Genomic DNA, 19,707 nt, shown 5'->3' on the forward strand with positions numbered 1-19,707 from the left:
GTCAGCGATAGGGCGCTATGCGATTATTCGATGTAGCCCTTGTCCTTCAGGAACTGGGTCCAGATCTCGACACCCTTGGCGTTGCCTGATGACAGCTCTGCGATTTGCGGCCAGATCTCGTTGATGGATTTCTCCCGCATCCGCGCCACTTCCTCGTCCGACATCTCGATCACCTCGCCACCGGAATCCCTCAGCACCTGCAAGGCATGATCGACGCCGTCGAGATGCATCTTGCTGGTCTCGAAATAGGTGGATTCGAAGATGCCTTCGATTTGCTCGCGCTGCCAGTCGGTCAGCTCATTCCACTTTTCAAGATTGACGAAGATTTCCTGGTGCTGCGCAGGGGTCCAGCCCGGCAAGCTCGCGTACTGGATCACTTCCTGGAAGGACATGTCGTCGATGCCGCCTGTATCCCAATAGGTGCCCTCGATCGTGCCCAGCTTGATCCCAGTATAGATTTCACCGGCATTCATCGAAACCGGCGCTCCACCCATCGTGGAGTGGAAGATCGCCTGCGGCCCGCCAGCGCGCATCTTCTTGCCGGCGAGGTCTTCCAGCCGGTTGATCGGGAAGGTGGTGAACATGGCGTTCGGGCCCTGATCGGACCAACCGACCCAATGCAGGTTGCGCGCATTCGCGGCCTCCTGAACGATGTCGCCGATGCGGTAGTCGTCGCTGCCCCACATCGCTTCCCACGCCTCTTCCGGAGTGGTTGCGCCCATCGCCATGCCGAACGCCAACATGCCTTCCGGCATCTCGCCGCCATAGACGGTCGCCCAGCCGGCATAGCCATCGGTCTGGCCTGCAACCGCCGCGCTGAACGCCTCGGAGCCGCTGGTCAGTGCGCCCGCAGGCTCGACACGGATTTTGACAGTGCCTTGAGTGGCTTCCTCGACGGCCTCGACCCAGGGCATCAAGCCATTGTCCCATCCCGCATCGGTCTGGTCGAATGCCGGCTGGAATACCCATTCCGTGACCTCTTCGGGTGGTCCGTCAGATTGCGCCAGAGCGATTGACCCCGAGAGCGCCAGCGCGCTCACCGAAACAAAGCTCGTCCGGAAAATGTTGGTTAGTTTACTCACGATATTTTTCCTCCCACAGGTTTTCATCGTTCCAATATCTTGCCTGACTGTTCGTCAGTGCGTGTCGTCGTCGAATGCCTCTCTCGCGGGTTGTCCCGTGACCAGAGTGCGGATGTCGATGGCCAATTGCTTGAGCACGACCAGCAGGACCGCGATGGCCGCCAGCGGAATCATGCTTTTGATCGGGTAAATCGGAATCGGAACGCCGGTTGGCGTGACCTGATTGAGCTTGATCGAAAGAAGCGCCGCGTCGATGCCCTTCCAGATCAGCACTCCCAGAAACAGGAGAGTGAAGGGAACGGTCAGAATGTCGAGAATCGCCTGCGTCCGTGCGCTCGCATTGGCGTAGAACAGATCGAGCTTTACGAACGAGCCGTGATTGAGAGCGTAAGCCCCGCCGACGCAGGCGATCAACACCATCGCGGCCTGAATCGATGTTCCGATCCACATTGACGGCACGTTCAGCACGTAGCGCAGAAAGACATCCGTGATCCCGAAACACATGCAATAGAGGATGAGAATCCAGCCAAGCCAGCCAAGAAATTCCGACATTGCGTCGATACCACGACCGGTCCAATGCAGCATTGCGTGTTGTCCTCCCCGCGCTTCCGACGCGCCTCCCCGCGCGACATCTGCCTGTTATGGGTAGTCCTCTTCTTGTTTTTCATCAATAGGCGATTGCGCCGCCAACCCACTGACGCGCGTGTCTTGTCGGGTGTGGCGCAACCCTTGGGTGTAGGCGATATCGGTCGCCACACTGCGGTCACAAAGTCGGCGGAAAGCGGTACGACCTTGGTATGAAACACGTCGTCCCAACGTGTGTCTTATGGGCTTTGCGACCATCGGACGATTTCGAAATCATGCGACGTCCATCAAGTCTTGTCTCATCCCGGGTCGCTTGCGGCCCTCAACCACGGAAAGAGACACAGACATGACCATGACACGCACAGCACTCAAAACCTTCGCCAAGACCTTTGCAAAAGACGAGGACGGCGCAACCGCAATCGAATACGGCCTCTTTGCAGCGCTGGTTGGTGCGGTGATCGTCGGCACGGTTGCGACATTGGGCAAGCAAACGAATACCGGCTTCGAGACGATGAGCGATGCGCTCAAAGCCGAAGAGACGAGCGGCACTTGATGTCACGCGACTGCCGGGTGCCTGACGTGTTCAGTCATCCGGCATGACTTCTCTATGCTCACAGGAGATGGATTATGCCATTTGACTCCTCCGCCTCGCAAAAACTTGCGCCATACCTTGCTTACGTCTGCACCGACCAAGGTGCGGCCGTCGCTTGCGCCGTGGTCGAGCAAAGCGGCGGGTCCACGTCGGCACTGCATGGCGGCGGTCTGAGCGGTGCCGCGCGACTTGGCTCCGGTGCGCCGCAGGCGGCCACTGTGCTGGCCGAGATCGGCAACATCCCCGTCGAAATGGCGTGCGAATGCGTGACCGAGATTTGCCGGACCGGCGTCAATGTCATCGTGGTCGGCGAGCAGACCGACCTTGCGACCTACCGCGCCCTGCGCCGCGCCGGAGCGCTCGAGTATTTCGGCTTTCCGGTGAGCGCGGCCGAGATCCTGGCGGCCAGACCGGAGGAACCGATGAGAGACAATATCGTCCAGATGCCGCTCGAGCGCCGCAAATCTCCCTCGATTGCGGTGATGGGCAGCAACGGCGGGGTCGGTGCCAGCCTCCTGGCGCAGAACCTTGCGTTTCATCTCGCCGGTGCCAAAGGTGCGAACTTGCGCACGGCACTGCTTGATGCGGATCTGCACTTCGGCTCGCAAGCCATTGATCTGGATCGCGAAGAAACCGATGGCCTGTTCGAAGCGCTTTTGGCGCCCGACCGTCTTGATGACACGTTCATCGCCGCGACGATGGATCATCTCACCGAGCGGTTGTCGCTTTATTCCAATCAGATCAGCATCGGTCAGGATGCGGCGCCTTATGAACGCGGATTGCGTGGTCTGGTGTCACAATTGCGCAAGGAGTTCGGCGCACTTGTCGCGGATGTTCCGCGCGCAACGATGATCCAGAATGACGATCTCGTGCAACAGTTCGATGCCTTGGTGCTGGTGATTCCGGCCGGGTTTTCGGGAGTGAATGCGGCGAGCCGGATCATCAAGCGGTTGGCCGCGCAGAATCCCGATCTCAGGATCGTTCCGGTCTTGTCCGACATTCGCCGCGACGCGGGCCTGTCGCTGAAAGACGTGCAAAAGACCATCGGCCTGCCGGTCGTGGCGACGCTTCCACGCTGTGACGCGCAGCTTGCCCGCGCCCATCGCGCCGCGCGCCCGTTGATCGAACTTTACCCTCGCAGCCCATATGCGCAGGCCGTTCGCGTGATTTGGTCGGCGCTTCAATCCAGCCCGAAACCGTCAGCCAAGCCTGCGGCGCGCCCATTGCTGAAACGGTTTTTCGCATGACCCTGCAATTTTCACAAAGCGCGATCGAGGACGCCTTGCCGCTGGTGTTGTCGATTGCCAGGAAGATCGACGCTGACGGTCTGAGCGCGTCGGAACGCGCCAATGTGGCCGTCACCTATGCCATTGAAAACTCGGGCTTGCCCTGGCCGCTCGCGATGCAGCGAGAAATTCTCGCGCAGGCAACACGGGCGCTTTCGTCGGAGGCTCCGGCTCGGGATGAGGCGGCGCCAGCACGATCGAAGACTTCGGACGGTTCACTGGAGACCACATCCTTTGCGGAGGCGACAACGGCGGAACTGTCGCGCGAAATGATGACGCTTGCCAATGAGGTTGTGCGGGATCTCTCCAAAATCCTCGATTTCTCCGATCTCGCACAGCAAGCCAGACCCGAGCAGGAAAAGCTGATCCACGAGGCGATCCGCACCCTGTCCGAAGACCGCAAACTCCGCCTGAACGGGCGCGAGGTTGCCGATCTGGTCACTGCGGTGCTGGCCGATATGCTGGGGTTGGGGCCGCTCGAAGCGTTGCTGAAAGACGAGCGTGTGACCGACATCATGGTCAACGGTCCACATCAGATCTATGTTGAACGGTCCGGAAAGCTTGAACTGACGGGCATCCGGTTTCGCGACGACGCTCATGTGTTTGCCGTGGCCAGCCGGATCGTGTCGGCAGTCGGGCGGCGGATTGATGAATCCCAGCCAATGGTGGATGCGCGCCTGAAGGACGGCAGCCGCGTCAACGTGGCGGTTCCGCCCCTGGCGATCGACGGGCCGACGATCACGATCCGCAAGTTTCCCAGCGCGCCGATCAGCCTTGATCAGTTGGTCGAAGGTGGCACGATGACGTCGCAGATGGCGGCCTTTCTCGGATTGGCGGCGTTTCTGCGGCTCAACATCCTTGTGTCGGGCGGGACGGGGTCGGGCAAGACCACGCTGATGAACGCGATGTCGCAGTTCATCCCGGCGGGCGAACGGCTGGTGACGATCGAGGACGCGGCGGAGTTGCGGTTTCAGCAGCCGCATGTCGTGCGGTTTGAAACGCGGCCCCCCAATGTCGAAGGGACGGGCGAGGTGACCATGCGGACCCTCGTGCGCAATGCGCTGCGCATGCGTCCCGACCGGATCATCATCGGCGAAATTCGCGGCGACGAGGTGCTGGACCTGATGCAGGCGATGAACACCGGCCATGACGGCTCGATGAGCACGTTGCACGCCAACTCGGCGCGCGAAGCCCTGACACGCGTCGAGAGCATGGCCGCGCTGGCGGGCTTTGCGCCCGGTGCGGATGTTGTGCGTCGTCAGTTGGTGGATGCGGTGCATCTGGTGATCCAGGTGACACGGATGCGCGATGGACGCCGCCGGATCACCTCAATTTCCGAGATTGCGGGCCTTGCCGGTGACGCGATCACGCTTCAGGACCTGTTCACCTACGAGACCGATCCGTCGAGCACCCGCACCCGTGTGATCGGTGATTTCCGCGCCTCGGGGTTCCGCCCGAAATTTGCGACGCGGGCGGCCGAATACGGTGTATCGGATGAGCTTGACGCCGTGTTGGAGATCCGGCGATGACGCTCACGCTTGCCCTCTTTGCCGCGCTCAGTGCGGTTTTCATCGGTCTGGTTCTGGCCCTGCTGGTGCTCGCGGATCGCCAACGCCGCAGACATGTTGCCCGTTTGATGCGCTTGCGCCCGGACAAGCCCGAAGCTGCTGTGGCGACAAAACGCAAGGCGCGGCCAACTTACGGCCAAGCCGGCATCATTCGCTTTATCGAGCGCCAGTTGGTGCAGACAAATCTGCGGGTCAACGTCGTGGAGTTGCTGGTTCAGGTCTCGCTTGGAATCCTGGCGCTGTATTCGATCCTGGTCCTCTTGGCGGGAATGACGCCGCTTCTGGCCATTGCGCTGGCGGTCATCGTTCCGCTTGGCGCGGCGGCGCTGTTTATCCGTGTCGCAAAGACCCGCTATCGCGCAGCGTTTACAGAGCAATTGCCCGAGGCGCTGGATGTCTTTGCGCGCGGATTGCGCGCCGGGCGACCGATTTCGGATTCGCTTGGCATCGTCGTGGACACCTCAAAGGGGCCGGTCCAGCGCGAGTTTTCGCGGTGTCGGGACGAGATGTGCATGGGCACGACATTGCCCGACACGCTCGCCGGACTCGAGGCACGCATACCGACCGCAGAGATCAGTTTCTTTTCCGTGGCAACGTCGCTGCAAGCCGAAACCGGCGGCAATCTGATCGAAACGATGGAGGCTTTGGCCAATCAACTGCGCGAGCGGCGCAAGCTGCGCAAGAAGGCGCGTGCGCTGTCATCCGAGGCGCGCGCAAGCGCGGCCATTCTCGCGGCACTTCCATTCGCGGTGGGACTGTCCGTTGCGTTTCTCAACGGCGCATATCTGGCACCGCTCTACACCGATCCGCGAGGGCAGATCATGTCGGGGATCGCGGTTTCCAGCATTGCGCTCGGGATGTTCATGATGACGCGGATGGGAAAGCTCGATGTCTGACCAGGTGCTCCAATCCGTGTTCTGGCTTGCCTTTGGCGGCCTCGTTCTGACCATCTCGGGCATCGCGGCGCTGCTGCGAACGGACCGCAATCGGGCCCGTCTGGCGGCGCGTCTGATACGGGCAAGCGGCAAGGGCCATGCGCAACGCGCGTTCAAGGAACCGTCGCAGAGCGGCGCTATCGTGCACGTCGTAAAACAGCTTCGCACCATCGCCTTGCAGATCGGAGAGCGTCTGTCGGTCCTTTTGGGGGGCGAGGCGCGCGAGACGGCGGCGTTGCTCTCCTCGGCCGGATATCGCAGCCGCGACGCGCTGCTCATCTATGCATTTGTGAAAACCGTCCTGCCGGTGGCTGCCCTCGTCCTCGGTCTGGTCTGGGTGGCCGCAACCCAGCCCATCGGCATCGACATGATCTTGCCTGTGGCCAAGGTCATTGGCCTCGCATTGATAATTTCCAAGGGCGTTGACTGGTTCGTCGGCAAGAAGCGCAAGAACCGGCTGGCGCGGATCCGGCGGGGGTTTCCCGACATGCTCGAACTGCTGGTCATCTCGTCCGAGGCCGGGCTTGGCCCGCAGCCGGCATTGCACCGTGTGGCGAATGAACTGGCGCTGACGAATGCCGAATTGGCGCAGGAGATCCTTCAAATGGTCTCCGAAATGGGTATGACGAATGACCGGCGCGGCGCTTACGAAAAGCTCAACACCCGTGTCCCTCTGCCCGAGATCGGGATCTTCACCCAAACCCTCGATCAGTCCGACACCTACGGCACGCCGTTTTCCCGCGCGATGCGGACCCTGATCGAAGAACAACGGATCAACCGTCTGGTCGCGGTGGAGGAAAAGGCGGCCCGTCTGCCGGTCATCATGACGCTGCCGTTGATCTTTTGCATCATGCCTGCGGTCTTTGTCGTTTTGATCGGGCCTGCCGTGCTGAGCGTTTTTGACAACATCATGTCCGGAGGGTGATCGACATGAAGGATTTGCCGAACAATTTCTGGCGGTTCTACAAGGACCAATCAGGTGCTGTCGCGATCGAGTTCGTTCTGATCGGACCTCTGCTGTTCACCCTTCTGCTTGGCATCATCACGGTTGGGTACTTCATGGGGGTCAGTCATTCGGTGCTTCAACTGGCGTCGGGTGCGGCCCGTGCGTCGGTTGCGGGGCTGGATCAGGCAGAGCGCGCAACGCTCGTCAATACCTATCTGTCCGAAGCGCATACGCGCTATCCCCTGTTGACGACTGACGGGTTGGTTCCGACGGTGACATTCGAGGGTTCTGACCCTGCGGGCATCACCGTCGAAGTGTCCTATTCGGTCGACGGCACGTTGCTGGACGTCACCAACAGCTTTCTCAAGCTCGGCATCGAGACCATTCACGGGCGGGCATATCTTGCGTATTGAAGACATGTCAAATTTCAGGGCAGACGACGACGGGGCCGTCGCGGTCATCGTGTCGTTGCTGCTGGTCGTGCTGCTGGGGTTCACCGCTCTTGGCGTGGATGTCGCGGCGCTCTATCGCGAGCGTGCTCAATTGCAGTCAAGGAGCGATCTGACAGCCGTCAGCGCGATGGCGGTCCCGCCCGTCGCAACCGAGCGCGCGCGGTTTGTCTTGTCACGCAACAACCTCGACGCAAGCGCGCTGGAGAATTTGCAAACCGGACGCTTCCTGCGCAACCCGGCGATCCCGCCCAGCGAGCGATTCTCGGCGCTTTTGGTTGACGACCCTGGGGTGAACGCGGTGCGTGTTGTGTTGCAAGACGATGCCGCGCTGCATTTCGCCCGTGTTTTTTCGGAAAAAACCCATGTGAGTCTGTCCAGATCGGCCCTGGCGAGCCGGACAGGGGGCGCGAGTTTTTCACTCGACAGTCATATTGCACAGATCGACGGAGCGGCGTTGAACAATGTGCTGACAGACACGTTCGGCGTGTCGGCTGCGATCGGGATCGGTGATCTGAACATCCTGGCGAACACGTCTGTCAATCTCGGCGATGTGCTCGATATCCTTGCCGACGAAATCGGCGGTGTGGGTGACAACCCGGCCGAGATCCTCAACGCCACGGTATCAGCCGGTGAACTGATCCAAAGCCTGCAATCGGCCTTGCCGGAAGGTGTGGCGGCCACGCTGACCGGGCTGCAAAGCGCAGCAGGCAGCGCCTCGTTCGATGTCAGCTCGCTCATTGGCGGAATCGATACCGATCTTGGTCTCACCGCAACCGACTTTCTGGCCGGGGTCGAGATCTCGGCGCTGGATGTCATCAAGGCGCTGGTCAGTGCGCAAACCGCGGGTGGCGCCCTTGAGCTGGACGCCAGCATCAGTGCGCCGAACCTCTTGTCGCTGCGCACCAGCGTCACGGCCGGGGAACCTGCGGCACGGTCGGGCTGGATCGGTTTGGGCGAGGAGGGTGCGGAGTTGCACCGCGCGGCTGTTCGACTGCAAACGGAACTTGCGATCGCTCCGAACCTTCTTGGACATCTCGGGATCGGGCTGGACGTCGCAAGCGTCAATCTTCCGATCTACACGGAAATTGCCGGCTCAACCGCAACGCTCGAGAGCATCACCTGCGATGCGTCCGACCCTGAAAATCCGGCGGCGTCGTTCTCCACCAGCGCCACGCCGCTGCACCCGGCAAACGGAACATCCGTGGCCGCGCTTTACCTCGGTTCCTTGCCCGATCATGCGGGGCCGGTTGATCCGTCGGAACTTCAGTTTGCCGATCTCCTGACGCTCGATATCGTTGTCGCCACAGGGCTGCTCTTGCCGGACATCAGAATTCCCGGCGTCATCATTCAGGTGCGCTCGCGCGTGACCGTCGGTTCATCGCAAACCGAGACGATCCGCTTCACGCACGAAGACGTGCAGATCGGTCGTACCACCAAGACCTTCGGCTCCGGCGAGGTACTGACCTCTGCTGTGAACGGGCTGTTTTCCAAGGACAATACAGAACTGCGGGTGAAGCCGGGGCAGGGTGGGCTGGTGTCCGGGCTGGCGGCGCCGATTGTTGCGGGTGTGCTGCGGACATTGCCGGATCTCTTGGTGTCACGCCTTGCCGCTCCGGTCGATAGCGTGCTTGACGCCACCTTGCAGACGATCGGATTGAATCTGGGTGTCGGGGAGTTGACACTGACGGGGCACCATTGCGAGCCCATCAGGCTGGTCAGATGATCGAGCGCGCCTGCGCGAATGCCGTCAGGCAGCAGACTGCGAGCGGCCGGCAAGCGGCAAGATGTTCTGCGTGTCCTTCCGGGTTGGTGCCGTCGGTTCCTCGGTCGCCATCGTGCACACTTCATCGGTGACAAAGGCGATCAGTTGGTAGCGGCTTTTCAATCCGGACTTGTGATAGATTTTGCCAAGCTGCGATTTGACCGTTGCGATGGCACAATTGCGCATTTCCGCGATTTCGGCGTTCGAGAACCCCTTGACCACAAAGATGGCGACATCGGCTTCTGCCTTGGACAATCCCCAAAGGTTCGCATTTTGAACGATCACGGTTTCCTTGGCGATTTGTTCGCCCGCGTGCGGCGTCACTTTCTGCTTGCGCTGCCGGTCCATGTGCTTTCGCAACTGGATGAAGCTGACATAGGCAACGATTGCGGTCAGACCGAAAAAGGAGGCGAAGATCGCAGAGATCATTGCCCAGTCGAGCGTGTTCGCCAGCGCGATATGAACGACCAGAAATGTTTTCAACGCGGCAACCAGTGTCACCAGCGCCGTTCCCCATACCCAAAGACGTGCCATGGATAGCTCCTTTTTTGTGTTTTACCCTCGCTCTGTATGTTCCGGGATTTTATGGCAGCAATAAGTCGCAAATTTCACTTATCTTTATCTTTTGGCGGTCACGCCAGAAAGTGAAGCCCGATCAGGATAAAGGCGGCGAGAAAGACGGTTTCAGCCACGATCAGCACGATCGCCTGTCCACCAACGTCCAGAATGGAGCGCAAGGATGTCTTCATGCCGACCGCGGCGATGGCGACAAGAAGCGCCCAGCGGGACACGTCGCCGAGGAACTCCGAAACGATTGCAGGCACCAGCCCGATGGAGTTGATCGTCGCCAGCGCGAGAAATGCCAGTACGAAGCTCGGGATCAGCGGCGGGCGCTCGTCGCCCGTCGCATCCGCTTCGCCCTTGGCGCGGATCACCAGCGAAAAGCACAAAACCACGGGGGCAAGCATGGTCACGCGGATCAGCTTCACCAGAGTTGCCGTCTCGCCGGTTTCCTCGGACACCGAGAAGCCCGCGCCGACCACTTGCGCGACGTCGTGGATGGTGCCGCCGAGGAACACACCCGTTGCCAGCGGATCAAGGCCAAGGAGGGACGTGATGACAGGATAGGCGATCATCGCCAGCGTCGACAGCACGGTGACCGCGAGCACGGTGAAAATCAGGTTCTTTTCGGAATGTTCGTTCTTGGGAAGCACGGCGGCAATCGCCATCGCCGCCGAGGCGCCGCAAATCGCGACAGAGCCGCCGGTGAGCAGCGCGAAGCGCCAACCCCGGCCCAAGAGCTGTGCGCCCAGAATGCCGAACAGGATCGTCAGGACGACACCGGCGATCGTCAGCGCAATCAATGGCGCGCCGAGGCCGATCAGCAGATCGACGCTGATCCGTGCGCCCAGCAGCGCCACACCGAACCGCAGGACGGTGCGCGAGGTCACGTTGATGCCTGCGACGCAGCGGCCTTCTTCGGCCAGAAAGTGGAACGCGATGCCCAACAGCAGCGCCATCAGCATCGCCGGTGCGCCGTAATGTTCGGACAGGAATTGCGCCGTGATGGCGATCACCACCGATACGGCAAAGCCCGGCAGCAGCGATTTGAGATTGTTCGGCAGGCGCAGGCGCGCGGCGAGAGCGGAGGCGTTTGGCGGTGTCATATGCCCTCTTGGCAGTCCAGGTCGTCAGAGATCGCGGCCCGAGCGTGGGATCGGGCCGCGCCACATCGTCAGGCGGGGTTGGTCCAGCGGTCGGAAAAGTCGAACGCCTTGGTATAGCCGAAGAGCGCGGCCGATCCGCCTGTGTGCAGGAAGATGACACGCTCGCCTTTCTTGAAATGACCCTTGCGGATCAGATCAATGAAACCGGCAGCGCCCTTGGCAGAATAGACCGGATCAAGCAGGATGCTTTCCAGTTCGGCAAACATCTTGATCGCGTCCATGCCGCTTTCGGTCGGGATGCCATAGCCTTCGCCGACATAATCGGTGTTCGCCACCACGTCTTCCCGCGCGACCACGCCGGGGCAGCCGAGCTTTTCGGCGGTCTTGACGGCAAGGTTGTAGACGTTTTCTTCCTGCTTGGCCTTGGGGGCGCGCACGCCGATGCCGAGGAGCGGGATTTGCGCATTCATCGCCTTGAGGCCGACGATCAGGCCCGCCTGTGTGCCGGCGCTGCCGGTGGCGTGCACGATGTGGTCGATCTTGGTGCCGCTGTTGTTGACCTGTGCCAGCATCTCGAAGGCGCAGTTCACATAGCCCAAGGCACCCGTCGGGTTCGAGCCGCCGCCGGGAATGGTGTAAACCTTGCGGCCATCGGCGCGCAGCTTGTCGGCGACCTTTTCCATTTCGGCGTTCATGTCACCGCCGCCGGGGCGCTTTTCGGTCGTCGCGCCGTGCAGGTGATCGAGCAGCACGTTGCCGTTGTTGTTGTAGTTGGCATCGTCCGACCCGGTGCGATCTTCGAGCAGGATGTGGCAATCCATGCCCAGCTTGGCGGCGAAGGCCGCGGTCTGGCGGGCGTGGTTGGACTGGGTCGCGCCCTGGGTCATCACCATGTCGGCGCCTTCAAGCTCGGCTTCGGCCATCAGGAATTCCAGCTTGCGGGTCTTGTTGCCGCCAGAGCTGAGGCCGGTGCAATCGTCACGCTTGATCCAGATCTCGGGTCCGCCGAGTTCCTTGGTCAGGCGGTCGAGGCGCTCAAGCGGTGTGGGCAGGTGAGCGATGAAGCGGCGGGGAAAGCGGGCAAGGTGCATGGGAATCTCCTCAAATTGACATGAGGGACAGTTACACCGGGTTACTCTGGATTGATATTGCGTAATAAGCGCCCCATAATGCAAAACGTGCAAGTTGGGGGCGTTATGCGGCTTGAATGGATCAACGACATATTGGCGGTCATGGACACCGGATCGCTGGCGCGCGCCGCCGACCGGCGGTTTTTGACCCAATCGGCCTTCACCCGGCGCATCCGCATGATCGAGGACAGCATCGGTGCGGAGTTGTTTGACCGCAGTCGCAAGCCGATCGAGGTCTTGCCCGCCATCCGCGCGCTTGAGCCGCAATTGCGCGATACCGCCGCACGGCTTGAGAGCCTGCGCGCGGGTTTGCGCAATTCCGCAAGCGGAACCGGCAGCACCGTGGCCTTTGCCTGTCAGCACGCGATCACCGACACCGTGTCACCGCGCATCGTGGCGGCGTTGACCGCGCAGCAGGACGTGTCGGTGCGGGTGCGGTCGGGCAACCGGGACGAGTGCCTGATGATGCTGCTGTCGGGTGCGGTCGATTTCGCGCTGATGTATGAATCCGCCGACATGCCGACCGCCGCGATCCCGCGCGCGTTCGAAAGCGTGACGCTGGACAGCGAATGGCTTGTGCCGGTTTGCATCCCGGCGTTGCGCGATGCGGCAAGAGGCGCGGTAATCCCGATTGTCAGCTATCCGGCCGAGGTGTTTCTGGGGCGGTTTTTTTCGCAAACCCTCGCGCCGCGATTGCCGGCGGGAAGTGTGACCGAAGCCAAGGCGGAAACGGCCCTGACGCTTGCGGCCTATCGCTATGCGCTGAGTGGGATCGGTGTTGCGTGGCTGCCGAAGTCGCTGGTGAAAGAGGCGCTGGAGCGGGGCGAACTGTGCCTGCTGGACGATGTCCTGCCGTCTGGCGCGCTGGAGCTGGTGATGATCTGGCTGCCAGAGCCGCGCCGCCCGCATATCCAGCAGATCCGGCAGGACGTGCTGCACCGACTTTACCCGGATGCGGCGTCAGAGAGCGTCCCAGACCGCCTTGCCGACGCGGTCGAGCCGGTCGACCGAGCAAAAGAGGGATAGCGTCAGCGTGGCTTGCCATTCTTTGCCGCCGACCGGAACCAGCAATCCCTGCGCGATTTCCCCGGCGACCGATCCTTCGGGAAGCCAGGCGACTCCGCTGCCATAGAGGGCACGCCGCTTGAGGGCTTCGACCAGCGCATCCATGTAACACAGCGCCAGCCTGGGTTTGCGCGTGCCGATGGTCTGGTCGACGACGGTGCCGAGAAGGCTCGCCGGATCATATCCGAGATAGGGAATGTCGTCTCCGTTCTGCGCGGACAGATCCCACCCCTGTGCCTGCGCCACGTCGGTTGCGGCGACCGGTATCAGTTGTTCGGTCCCGATATCCTTGCGTTCGAACTGGCGTTCATCGAATACCGGCATGACATCCTTGTGGCGGTAATAAAGCAGGAAATCGCAGGTACCTTCCTGCAAAAACTGGCAACAGACGCGCAGGTTGTCGGAATAGACGCGCACCCGAAGTCCGGGAATGTCATCCTCAAGCTCTGCGATGCGCGCCGAGAGATAATGCACCGAAATCGTGTGCAGCACGGCAAAGCGCTGAAACGCGGTGGTGCCGCGTTCCTCGGCGCGGATGGATTGGCGCTGCTGAATTCCAACTATTCCTACGATCAGGAATGGTGGTTCGACGGCGAGATCGAGGATCTGGGCAATCTTGACGGCAAGCTTGTGCGCTCCATCGGTCCGCTGGTCAGCATGATGATCGAGACTTGGGGCGGTCAGCCCGTGTTCGTTGCACCCAAAGAGGTGTTTCAATCGGCCGAGCGTGGTGTTGTCGATGGCATCAACATGGGCGTTGCCACCTATAGCTCGTGGAAGCTGTGGTCGGTCATGCCCTACATGGTTAACGCCAATCTGTTTTACGGCAATATCATCTACATGATGAACAAGGACAAGTTCGACAGCCTGACACCCGAGGAGCAGGCAGCGGTCACCGAGGCGGCCGCCGAAACCGAAGCATGGCTTCAGCCGCATTATGAGCAGTGGGTGGACGAACAGGTTGCAGCGGCTGTCGAAGAAGGCGGCACCGAAGTGACGCTCAGCCCGGAAAAGACCGCCGAATTGATCGGCAGCGTGTCCGAACAGTGGAAAACCGAGGTCGACAACGCCTGCGGTCCCGAACGGGCCGATGCCTTCCGTGCGCTGATGGCCGAACACGCCAATTGAGCGTCTGGGTGCCCGTCGTCAGTGGCGGGCATTCCACTTTCCTTCATCAAAAATCACGAGGTGCGTCATGACTGATGGACTGGATCGCCTGATCCATGTGGTCGAGCGGCTTGTTTTGTGGATGGCCGGTGCCGGAGCGATCATCGTGCTGATCCAGATGCTCTGGATCTCGTACGGGGTGTTTGTGCGCTACGCGCTGGGCGCGCCTGACCGCATGGTGACCGAAGCCACCGCGCTCTTGCTGTTTCCTGTCGCGTTTGCCGGGCTTGCCTATGCCATGCGCGAAGACGCCTATCCCAAGGTGTCGATGGCCACCGATCTTTTGTCGGCCGGTGCCCGCAAGGTCGTGGCGATCATCAACTACCTCCTGATGCTGGGCGTCGGTGGCTTCTTTTCCTACGCCGGTGTCAGCGCGACGATCCGGTCGTTCAACTCGGGTGCCGCCTCCGAGATCCTGCACTGGCCGCGCTATCTGTTCTGGGCGCCGGGTGCCTTGGCGCTTCTTCTCTTCACCTTTTACGCCTTCCTGCGGCTGATCAGATTGATCCGCACGCCAGCCGAATAAGGAGCCCTCTCATGGAATGGTACACTGTCGGGCTGGGATTGCTTGGCCTGCTGATGGTCTTTATCGTCATCGGCCTGCCGATCCCCTTTGCCCTCGCCGCTGCGTCGCTGCCCTTTTTGTGGAATATCCAGGGGTTCTCCACCTCGGTCGTGTCTTCGGAATTGAAACTCTGGGGGGTCTGGATCGACTACATCCTGCTTGCGGTGCCGCTCTTCGTCTTCTTGGGAGAGTTGATAGGCAAATCGCAAATCGGGCCGAACCTTTACCAGTTCCTGCACCAAGGCGTGCGCATTCGCGGCTCTGCGGCCTATGGCTCGATCGGGGCAAGCGCCGGGTTCGGCGCGGTGTGCGGTTCGTCCATGGTGGGCGCGCTGACCATCGGCGGCGTTGCATTGCCGGAAATGCTGCGCCTTGGCTATGGCAAGCGTCTGTCGAGCGGCGTTCTGGCCGCCGGTGGCACCCTCTCGGTGTTGATCCCGCCCAGCCTGATCCTGCTGTTTTACGGCATTGTCGCCGATCAGAGCATCGGAGACCTGTTCATCGCGGGTGTCATTCCCGGCATCATCCTGGTCTCGTGCTTTGTGCTGATCGTGCTGGTCTGGGGCATTCTCAAGCCCGAGGATATTCCGGGTCAGGAAGACGCGCAAAAGATGCCGATGCTGATGATCCTCAGCACGGTGGGGCCGGTTCTGTTGATCGGACTTGTCATCACGGTCGCCATCTATGCCGGTATCGCCACCCCGACCGAGGCCGCCGCCGTCGCCGCGCTGCTGACGGTCGTTCTGGCCTTCGGGGTTGGCGGGCTGACCTGGGACGGGTTTGTGGCGTCGATCTTTGCCACCATGCGCACGATGGGCTATCTGGGATTGCTGTTGTCGGCGGGCGTGTTGTTCGGCTTTGTGCTGACCTATTACCGCGTGCCGCAACAATTCACCGAACCGTTCCTGTCGTTCGATCTGTCGCCCTACACAGTGTTGCTGATCGTGCTGGTGTTCTATGTCATCCTCGGCATGTTCCTTGAGCCGGTGTCGATGACGTTCATCACGCTGCCGACGATCTATCCGCTGATGGATGCCGCCGGGTTCGATCTGATCTGGTTCGGGGTCGTCTACACCATCACGATGGAGATCGCGGTGCTGACACCGCCTGTCGGGCTGAACCTCTATGTCATACAGGCGATCAGTCGAGAACAGGTGACCATCGGCGATGTCATCATGGGCTGTCTGCCCTTCATCGGCGCGATGATCCTGCTGATCGCGATCCTGATCTTCGCTCCACAGACCGCTCTGTGGCTGCCCGAGCAGATGCGCTGATGTCCGCGCCCTTGCCCCATCTTCGCGCCGGGCGCGGCCCTGTGCTGGTGCTGGTTCACGGCTACCTTGGCGGAGCCGCGCAATGGGAGGCCGAGATCGCCCGGTTCAGCGCCACTCACGACGTCATCGCGCCGAACCTGCCCGGTTTCGGCGCGGCGGCAGACTTGCCCGGATGCGACCGGATCGAGGGATTTGCGCAGGCGGTCATCGAATTGTTGGACCAGCTTGGCATCGACAGGTTCATCCTGCTGGGCCATTCGATGGGCGGCATGATCGCGCAGGAGATCGCCGCGAACCACGCCGACAGGGTCGAGCGTCTGGTGCTTTACGGAACCGGCCCGCTTGGCGCGATGCCCGACCGGTTCGAGCCGCTCGACACATCGCGCGCGCGGTTGGTCGATGACGGGGTCGCGGCCACGGCAAGCCGGATCGGCGCGACGTGGTTCCTGAAAGGCGAGGACGCGGCGGGGTTCGCCGCGGTCCGCGACATCGGAGCGCAAGCCAGCGTGCAGGCGGCGCGTGCAGCGCTTGACGCGATGGCGCATTGGGACGGTCGCCCCGCGCTAGACCGGCTCACGATGCCGACGCTGGTTCTCTGGGGGGACAATGATCGCTCCTATCGCTGGCAGCAGGTGGAGTCCCTCTGGCGCAACCTGCCGCTTGGTCAACTGGCGGTGATCCCAGCCGCGGCCCACGCCGCACATCTTGAGAAACCGCGTCTGTTTCACGAGATGGTCGAGGGGTTTCTCGAAGACGCATGACACGCGCCTGTTGCGAGCGGTTTCACAACGGCCATGCGCCGGACCTAGCCGCTCGCATCGCGATATCCGCCAAGCACGGATGTCAGGTTCGCGCCAAGCGCGTCGCAGATATAGCCGCCCTCCTGAACAAACAGGCAGGGCAGGCCAAGCCCCGCGATCGCGGCCCCGATTCTTGCGAAACCCGGAGTGGTGATCGCCAGTCCCTTGAACGGGTCGTCGATGAACGCATCTAGCCCCAGCGCCACCACAACCACATCCGCGCCGAAGGCCTTGATCCGGTTCAGCGCAACGTGCAGCGTTTCGAGATAGTCGTCATCTGCGGTTCCGCGTTGCAGGGGAAGGTTGAGGTTGTAGCCCAGTCCGTCACCCGCGCCGCGCTCGTGGTGGTGGCCCCAGAAGAACGGATAGAACCCCGCCGGATCGGCATGTATCGAGACGGTGAGAATGTCGGCGCGATTATAGAAAATGCCTTGTGTTCCGTTGCCGTGATGTACGTCCACGTCAAGGATCGCGGCGCGCAACCCGTTGGCGCGCAGGCGTTCGGCGGCGATGGCAGAGTTGTTCAGAAAGCAAAACCCCCCCGCCAGATCGCCGAACGCATGATGGCCCGGCGGGCGCGACAGGACATAGGCCGAGCGTTCGCCCGCAAGGATCGCATCGGCTCCGGAGATGGCGCTTTGCGCGGACCAGTAGGCGGCCTCCCATGTGCCGCTGGCGATCGGGCAGGCGGTGTCGGCCTGATGGTACCCGGCCTGACCGACGGCGGATTTGGGATAGCTGTCGCTTCGGTTGGCGGGATGGATATTGGGGATCACCTCGTCGCCAGATCCTTCGATCTGCGTCCAACGGGCATGGATGGTTTGCAGAAACCGCAGGTATTCCGGCGAGTGGATCGCCGCAATCGGCCCAATTCCGGCGTCGATGGGCGCTTCGAAGTCGCAGCCGGCCTCGAGTGCGCCGGCGTGCAGACGGTCGATGCGCCCGGCCTGTTCCGGGTTTGGCCGGATCGCGCCGTTGGCCATGAAATGACGCGGCTGGTGGTTCCGCTGGCGGTTGTCGAAGAAGGCTTTCATGTCGTCTCTTTCAGGTTCCCGAGGGCCGGGCCGATCAGGACCATATTGGTTTCACGCGGCTGATGGGTAAAGCCCAGCCGGTCATAAACGACACGCGCTTCCGGGTTGTCGTCATAGACCGCGAGCTTGAGGAAACGATCTGCATTGCGCGCCGTGCCTTCACTCAGGGCGTTGGCGAGAAGCCTGCGCGCCAGCCCATGTCCGCGCGCCGTTTCGGCCACCCAAAGGTCGCTGACGTAAAGCCCCGCGCCGCCCCGCATCGTTGAGAACATAAGCGAAGCCAGCAGCGCGCCGACAGGTGTTTCACCGCGCATCGCCAATATGGCAAGGCAATGGGCGTTCGGAGCCCCAAGAGCCGCCGCGAGCGTCTGTTGATCGCTCCGGTACGCATCGCCCAGATGCCCGGCCAACGCGCGCAGCGCGCTGTCGAGATGCGGTATGTCGGCGCGGGTCACGAGCTTGATGGTTGTCTCATGCATGATCTCAATCCCTGTCCGACGTGTCGTGCGCGTCACCGGCGCTTGCACCCGTGCCACCGAAGCCCGCGTCGATGCAGCGGATCTTGGCGTTCGCCAGTGTCTTGCGCGATTTGGCTTGAGCTCTCTTCCAATCCGACGCGCTCATTCAACGCTCTGTTTGCCGTCGTTCAGAACGACCGGATCGCGGAACCCGTCTTCGAAGTAGAGGGCGGTCCGGTTCGCTCCGCCCAAGCGGCCCAGATCGTTCCGGTCACGCAGCAGCGATGCCGGGGTCGCGGTCGCGCGGGTGATCGCTTGGGTGAGGCTGTCTCCGACCTGTTGGGTCATGATACTCAGCGCGCGCGGCATCTCGAGATCGGCTCCCGCCAGGGTGCCGTCGGCCAGTGTCAGCTTGTGGTCGCGTCGAAACACCGTGCGTCCGTTGATGGTAAAGCTGTCGATATCGGAACCGGCGGTCGCCATTGCGTCGGTGACAAGAAACACCGTTTCGGAGTTCGGCTTGGCGGAAAGCGCCGTGCGCATGGCGGCGGGATGAACGTGGATCGCATCGGCGATCAGACCGGCGTGAATGTCGTCGCGTTGCAGCGTCGCGCCAACCAGCCCCGGTTCGCGATTGCCCAACTGGCTCATCGCGTTGAACAGATGGGTCACGCAGCGCGCGCCGGCATCGAAGGCGGCCATGCAAGTGTCGAAATCGGCGTCTGTATGGCCCAATGACACGATGATCCCGGCATCGGCCATTGCACGGATCTGGGCATTGGTGACATTCTCCGGCGCGACCGTGACCATGAGATTGGCAATGCGCTCTGCTGCGTTCAGCATCAGGGCAAGGTCATCGTCCTCCATCTGCCGGATCAACGCCGGATCATGCGCGCCCTTGCGCGCGATGGACAGGTGCGGCCCTTCGAGGTGCAGCCCGGCGATGCCGTCTATGCGCTGGGCAATAGCCTGTTCCACCGCGTCAATCGCAGCGCGGGTTTGTGCGGGCGTGTCGGTGATGAGCGTGGGCAGCAACGCTTGTGTGCCGGTGCTTGCGTGAGCGTGCGCAATGATGTCGAGGGCCTCAACCGATTGGTCGTCGTTGAACATGACCCCACCGCCGCCGTTAACTTGCAGATCGACAAAGCCCGGTGTGATGAGTCCGCCATTCAGGGTTTGCTGCGCACAATCGGCAGGCAGGCTGCCCTGATCCTGAATGTCGGTCGTGCCATCGCGAAACACGATAAGTGCCTTGCCATCGTGCAGGTCGGTTCCGTCGTGGATCTGTGCACCGACATAGGCATGGGCGATTTGGGTCATGAGAGGCGCTCCTTTGAGG

22 protein-coding genes are annotated in these 19,707 nt (G+C 61.7%); 12 read left to right on the forward strand and 10 right to left on the reverse strand.

Translation table 11 applies throughout. From position 1 onward, the window contains the following. Nucleotides 1-23: 23 nt before the first annotated feature. Entirely contained in the window at nucleotides 24-1,082 is a 1,059-nt protein-coding gene (locus tag ACGKZZ_RS05730; protein WP_411222520.1) for a TRAP transporter substrate-binding protein, read from the reverse strand. A gap of 54 nt (nucleotides 1,083-1,136) precedes the next feature. Further along, on the reverse strand, nucleotides 1,137-1,667 hold the full coding sequence (locus tag ACGKZZ_RS05735) for a TRAP transporter small permease subunit (protein WP_411222521.1): 531 nt from the start codon (nucleotides 1,665-1,667) through the stop codon (nucleotides 1,137-1,139). 346 nt (nucleotides 1,668-2,013) lie between these two features. On the opposite strand from ACGKZZ_RS05735, the gene ACGKZZ_RS05740 reads away from it, so the two are divergent. The 7 genes from ACGKZZ_RS05740 to ACGKZZ_RS05770 all read left to right on the forward strand — a co-directional run bounded on the left by ACGKZZ_RS05740 (nucleotide 2,014) and on the right by ACGKZZ_RS05770 (nucleotide 9,169). Further along, complete coding sequence (locus ACGKZZ_RS05740) at nucleotides 2,014-2,220, forward strand: Flp family type IVb pilin (protein WP_411222522.1); 207 nt, start codon at nucleotides 2,014-2,016, stop codon at nucleotides 2,218-2,220. Nucleotides 2,221-2,294: 74 nt separating this feature from the next. Continuing rightward, nucleotides 2,295-3,506, forward strand: a complete 1,212-nt coding sequence (locus tag ACGKZZ_RS05745; RefSeq protein WP_411222523.1) for a CpaE family protein — start codon at nucleotides 2,295-2,297, stop codon at nucleotides 3,504-3,506. Next, a complete protein-coding gene (locus tag ACGKZZ_RS05750) occupies nucleotides 3,503-5,074 on the forward strand; it encodes a CpaF family protein (protein WP_411222524.1) in 1,572 nt (523 codons plus the stop codon). Before ACGKZZ_RS05745 ends, ACGKZZ_RS05750 begins: the two co-directional genes overlap by 4 nt. After that, a complete protein-coding gene (locus ACGKZZ_RS05755; RefSeq protein ID WP_411222525.1) occupies nucleotides 5,071-6,009 on the forward strand; it encodes a type II secretion system F family protein in 939 nt (312 codons plus the stop codon). Before ACGKZZ_RS05750 ends, ACGKZZ_RS05755 begins: the two co-directional genes overlap by 4 nt. Next, complete coding sequence (locus tag ACGKZZ_RS05760) at nucleotides 6,002-6,973, forward strand: type II secretion system F family protein (RefSeq protein WP_411222526.1); 972 nt, start codon at nucleotides 6,002-6,004, stop codon at nucleotides 6,971-6,973. Before ACGKZZ_RS05755 ends, ACGKZZ_RS05760 begins: the two co-directional genes overlap by 8 nt. 5 nt (nucleotides 6,974-6,978) lie before the next feature. Beyond that, a complete protein-coding gene (locus ACGKZZ_RS05765; protein WP_411222527.1) occupies nucleotides 6,979-7,407 on the forward strand; it encodes a TadE/TadG family type IV pilus assembly protein in 429 nt (142 codons plus the stop codon). Nucleotides 7,408-7,411: 4 nt separating this feature from the next. Next, a complete protein-coding gene (locus ACGKZZ_RS05770; RefSeq protein WP_411222528.1) occupies nucleotides 7,412-9,169 on the forward strand; it encodes a pilus assembly protein TadG-related protein in 1,758 nt (585 codons plus the stop codon). Between the two features lie 24 nt (nucleotides 9,170-9,193). On the opposite strand, the gene ACGKZZ_RS05775 is transcribed toward ACGKZZ_RS05770, so the two are convergent. The 3 genes from ACGKZZ_RS05775 to ACGKZZ_RS05785 form a co-directional block, all read right to left on the reverse strand. Next, complete coding sequence (locus ACGKZZ_RS05775; RefSeq protein WP_411222529.1) at nucleotides 9,194-9,742, reverse strand: helix-turn-helix transcriptional regulator; 549 nt, start codon at nucleotides 9,740-9,742, stop codon at nucleotides 9,194-9,196. Nucleotides 9,743-9,840: 98 nt separating this feature from the next. Continuing rightward, nucleotides 9,841-10,875 (reverse strand): YeiH family protein, encoded by a 1,035-nt coding sequence (locus tag ACGKZZ_RS05780; RefSeq protein WP_411222530.1) that lies wholly within the window; start codon nucleotides 10,873-10,875, stop codon nucleotides 9,841-9,843. Nucleotides 10,876-10,943: 68 nt separating this feature from the next. Next, nucleotides 10,944-11,966 carry a D-cysteine desulfhydrase gene (locus tag ACGKZZ_RS05785; RefSeq protein WP_411222531.1) on the reverse strand — a complete coding sequence of 341 codons (1,023 nt, stop codon included), beginning with the start codon at nucleotides 11,964-11,966 and terminating at the stop codon, nucleotides 10,944-10,946. A gap of 105 nt (nucleotides 11,967-12,071) precedes the next feature. Here ACGKZZ_RS05785 and ACGKZZ_RS05790 point away from each other — a divergent pair, with 105 nt between their 5' ends. Continuing rightward, nucleotides 12,072-13,031, forward strand: a complete 960-nt coding sequence (locus ACGKZZ_RS05790) for a LysR family transcriptional regulator (protein ID WP_411222532.1) — start codon at nucleotides 12,072-12,074, stop codon at nucleotides 13,029-13,031. Here ACGKZZ_RS05790 and ACGKZZ_RS05795 read toward each other — a convergent pair. Beyond that, the gene (locus ACGKZZ_RS05795) at nucleotides 12,966-13,562 is read right to left on the reverse strand and encodes a substrate-binding domain-containing protein (protein ID WP_411222533.1); all 597 of its coding nucleotides are present in this window, start codon (nucleotides 13,560-13,562) and stop codon (nucleotides 12,966-12,968) included. The genes ACGKZZ_RS05790 and ACGKZZ_RS05795 overlap by 66 nt on opposite strands. On the opposite strand from ACGKZZ_RS05795, the gene dctP reads away from it, so the two are divergent. The 4 genes from dctP (at nucleotide 13,539) to ACGKZZ_RS05815 (ending at nucleotide 16,837) form a co-directional block, all read left to right on the forward strand. Beyond that, nucleotides 13,539-14,198 carry a TRAP transporter substrate-binding protein DctP gene (dctP, locus tag ACGKZZ_RS05800; RefSeq protein WP_411222535.1) on the forward strand — a complete coding sequence of 220 codons (660 nt, stop codon included), beginning with the start codon at nucleotides 13,539-13,541 and terminating at the stop codon, nucleotides 14,196-14,198. The genes ACGKZZ_RS05795 and dctP overlap by 24 nt on opposite strands. Before the next feature lie 67 nt (nucleotides 14,199-14,265). Next, the gene (locus ACGKZZ_RS05805; RefSeq protein WP_411222536.1) at nucleotides 14,266-14,763 is read left to right on the forward strand and encodes a TRAP transporter small permease; all 498 of its coding nucleotides are present in this window, start codon (nucleotides 14,266-14,268) and stop codon (nucleotides 14,761-14,763) included. Nucleotides 14,764-14,774: 11 nt separating this feature from the next. Further along, complete coding sequence (locus ACGKZZ_RS05810; protein ID WP_411222537.1) at nucleotides 14,775-16,076, forward strand: TRAP transporter large permease; 1,302 nt, start codon at nucleotides 14,775-14,777, stop codon at nucleotides 16,074-16,076. After that, entirely contained in the window at nucleotides 16,076-16,837 is a 762-nt protein-coding gene (locus ACGKZZ_RS05815) for an alpha/beta fold hydrolase (RefSeq protein ID WP_411222538.1), read from the forward strand. Before ACGKZZ_RS05810 ends, ACGKZZ_RS05815 begins: the two co-directional genes overlap by 1 nt. A 44-nt stretch (nucleotides 16,838-16,881) precedes the next feature. On the opposite strand, the gene ACGKZZ_RS05820 is transcribed toward ACGKZZ_RS05815, so the two are convergent. From ACGKZZ_RS05820 to nagA, 4 genes are read right to left on the reverse strand one after another with little or no spacing between them, the layout of a single operon-like run. Then, nucleotides 16,882-17,910 (reverse strand): histone deacetylase family protein, encoded by a 1,029-nt coding sequence (locus tag ACGKZZ_RS05820; protein ID WP_411222539.1) that lies wholly within the window; start codon nucleotides 17,908-17,910, stop codon nucleotides 16,882-16,884. Then, nucleotides 17,907-18,389 carry a GNAT family N-acetyltransferase gene (locus ACGKZZ_RS05825; RefSeq protein WP_411222540.1) on the reverse strand — a complete coding sequence of 161 codons (483 nt, stop codon included), beginning with the start codon at nucleotides 18,387-18,389 and terminating at the stop codon, nucleotides 17,907-17,909. The genes ACGKZZ_RS05820 and ACGKZZ_RS05825 overlap by 4 nt, the downstream gene beginning before the upstream one ends. 4 nt (nucleotides 18,390-18,393) lie before the next feature. Continuing rightward, entirely contained in the window at nucleotides 18,394-18,534 is a 141-nt protein-coding gene (locus ACGKZZ_RS05830; RefSeq protein WP_411222541.1) for a hypothetical protein, read from the reverse strand. Next, nucleotides 18,531-19,688, reverse strand: a complete 1,158-nt coding sequence (gene nagA / locus ACGKZZ_RS05835) for an N-acetylglucosamine-6-phosphate deacetylase (RefSeq protein ID WP_411222542.1) — start codon at nucleotides 19,686-19,688, stop codon at nucleotides 18,531-18,533. The genes ACGKZZ_RS05830 and nagA overlap by 4 nt, the downstream gene beginning before the upstream one ends. Nucleotides 19,689-19,707: the final 19 nt, after the last annotated feature.

It is taken from the genome of Marivita sp. S2033, assembly GCF_046592965.1.
Taxonomy (GTDB): Bacteria; Pseudomonadota; Alphaproteobacteria; order Rhodobacterales; family Rhodobacteraceae; genus Marivita.

What these genes read in the sequence shown, in the direction of transcription:
- ACGKZZ_RS05765 (WP_411222527.1), top strand. Translation starts at nt 6,979, where the DNA reads ATGAAGGATTTGCCGAACAATTTCTGGCGGTTCTACAAGGACCAATCA.
- ACGKZZ_RS05755 (WP_411222525.1), top strand. Translation starts at nt 5,071, where the DNA reads ATGACGCTCACGCTTGCCCTCTTTGCCGCGCTCAGTGCGGTTTTCATC.
- nagA (WP_411222542.1), bottom strand. Translation starts at nt 19,688, where the DNA reads ATGACCCAAATCGCCCATGCCTATGTCGGTGCACAGATCCACGACGGA.
- ACGKZZ_RS05735 (WP_411222521.1), bottom strand. Translation starts at nt 1,667, where the DNA reads ATGCTGCATTGGACCGGTCGTGGTATCGACGCAATGTCGGAATTTCTT.
- ACGKZZ_RS05815 (WP_411222538.1), top strand. Translation starts at nt 16,076, where the DNA reads ATGTCCGCGCCCTTGCCCCATCTTCGCGCCGGGCGCGGCCCTGTGCTG.
- ACGKZZ_RS05805 (WP_411222536.1), top strand. Translation starts at nt 14,266, where the DNA reads ATGACTGATGGACTGGATCGCCTGATCCATGTGGTCGAGCGGCTTGTT.
- ACGKZZ_RS05780 (WP_411222530.1), bottom strand. Translation starts at nt 10,875, where the DNA reads ATGACACCGCCAAACGCCTCCGCTCTCGCCGCGCGCCTGCGCCTGCCG.
- ACGKZZ_RS05785 (WP_411222531.1), bottom strand. Translation starts at nt 11,966, where the DNA reads ATGCACCTTGCCCGCTTTCCCCGCCGCTTCATCGCTCACCTGCCCACA.
- ACGKZZ_RS05810 (WP_411222537.1), top strand. Translation starts at nt 14,775, where the DNA reads ATGGAATGGTACACTGTCGGGCTGGGATTGCTTGGCCTGCTGATGGTC.
- ACGKZZ_RS05740 (WP_411222522.1), top strand. Translation starts at nt 2,014, where the DNA reads ATGACCATGACACGCACAGCACTCAAAACCTTCGCCAAGACCTTTGCA.
- ACGKZZ_RS05820 (WP_411222539.1), bottom strand. Translation starts at nt 17,910, where the DNA reads ATGAAAGCCTTCTTCGACAACCGCCAGCGGAACCACCAGCCGCGTCAT.
- ACGKZZ_RS05830 (WP_411222541.1), bottom strand. Translation starts at nt 18,534, where the DNA reads ATGAGCGCGTCGGATTGGAAGAGAGCTCAAGCCAAATCGCGCAAGACA.
- ACGKZZ_RS05750 (WP_411222524.1), top strand. Translation starts at nt 3,503, where the DNA reads ATGACCCTGCAATTTTCACAAAGCGCGATCGAGGACGCCTTGCCGCTG.
- ACGKZZ_RS05745 (WP_411222523.1), top strand. Translation starts at nt 2,295, where the DNA reads ATGCCATTTGACTCCTCCGCCTCGCAAAAACTTGCGCCATACCTTGCT.
- ACGKZZ_RS05790 (WP_411222532.1), top strand. Translation starts at nt 12,072, where the DNA reads ATGCGGCTTGAATGGATCAACGACATATTGGCGGTCATGGACACCGGA.
- ACGKZZ_RS05775 (WP_411222529.1), bottom strand. Translation starts at nt 9,742, where the DNA reads ATGGCACGTCTTTGGGTATGGGGAACGGCGCTGGTGACACTGGTTGCC.
- ACGKZZ_RS05825 (WP_411222540.1), bottom strand. Translation starts at nt 18,389, where the DNA reads ATGCATGAGACAACCATCAAGCTCGTGACCCGCGCCGACATACCGCAT.
- ACGKZZ_RS05760 (WP_411222526.1), top strand. Translation starts at nt 6,002, where the DNA reads ATGTCTGACCAGGTGCTCCAATCCGTGTTCTGGCTTGCCTTTGGCGGC.
- ACGKZZ_RS05770 (WP_411222528.1), top strand. Translation starts at nt 7,412, where the DNA reads ATGTCAAATTTCAGGGCAGACGACGACGGGGCCGTCGCGGTCATCGTG.
- dctP (WP_411222535.1), top strand. Translation starts at nt 13,539, where the DNA reads ATGCACCGAAATCGTGTGCAGCACGGCAAAGCGCTGAAACGCGGTGGT.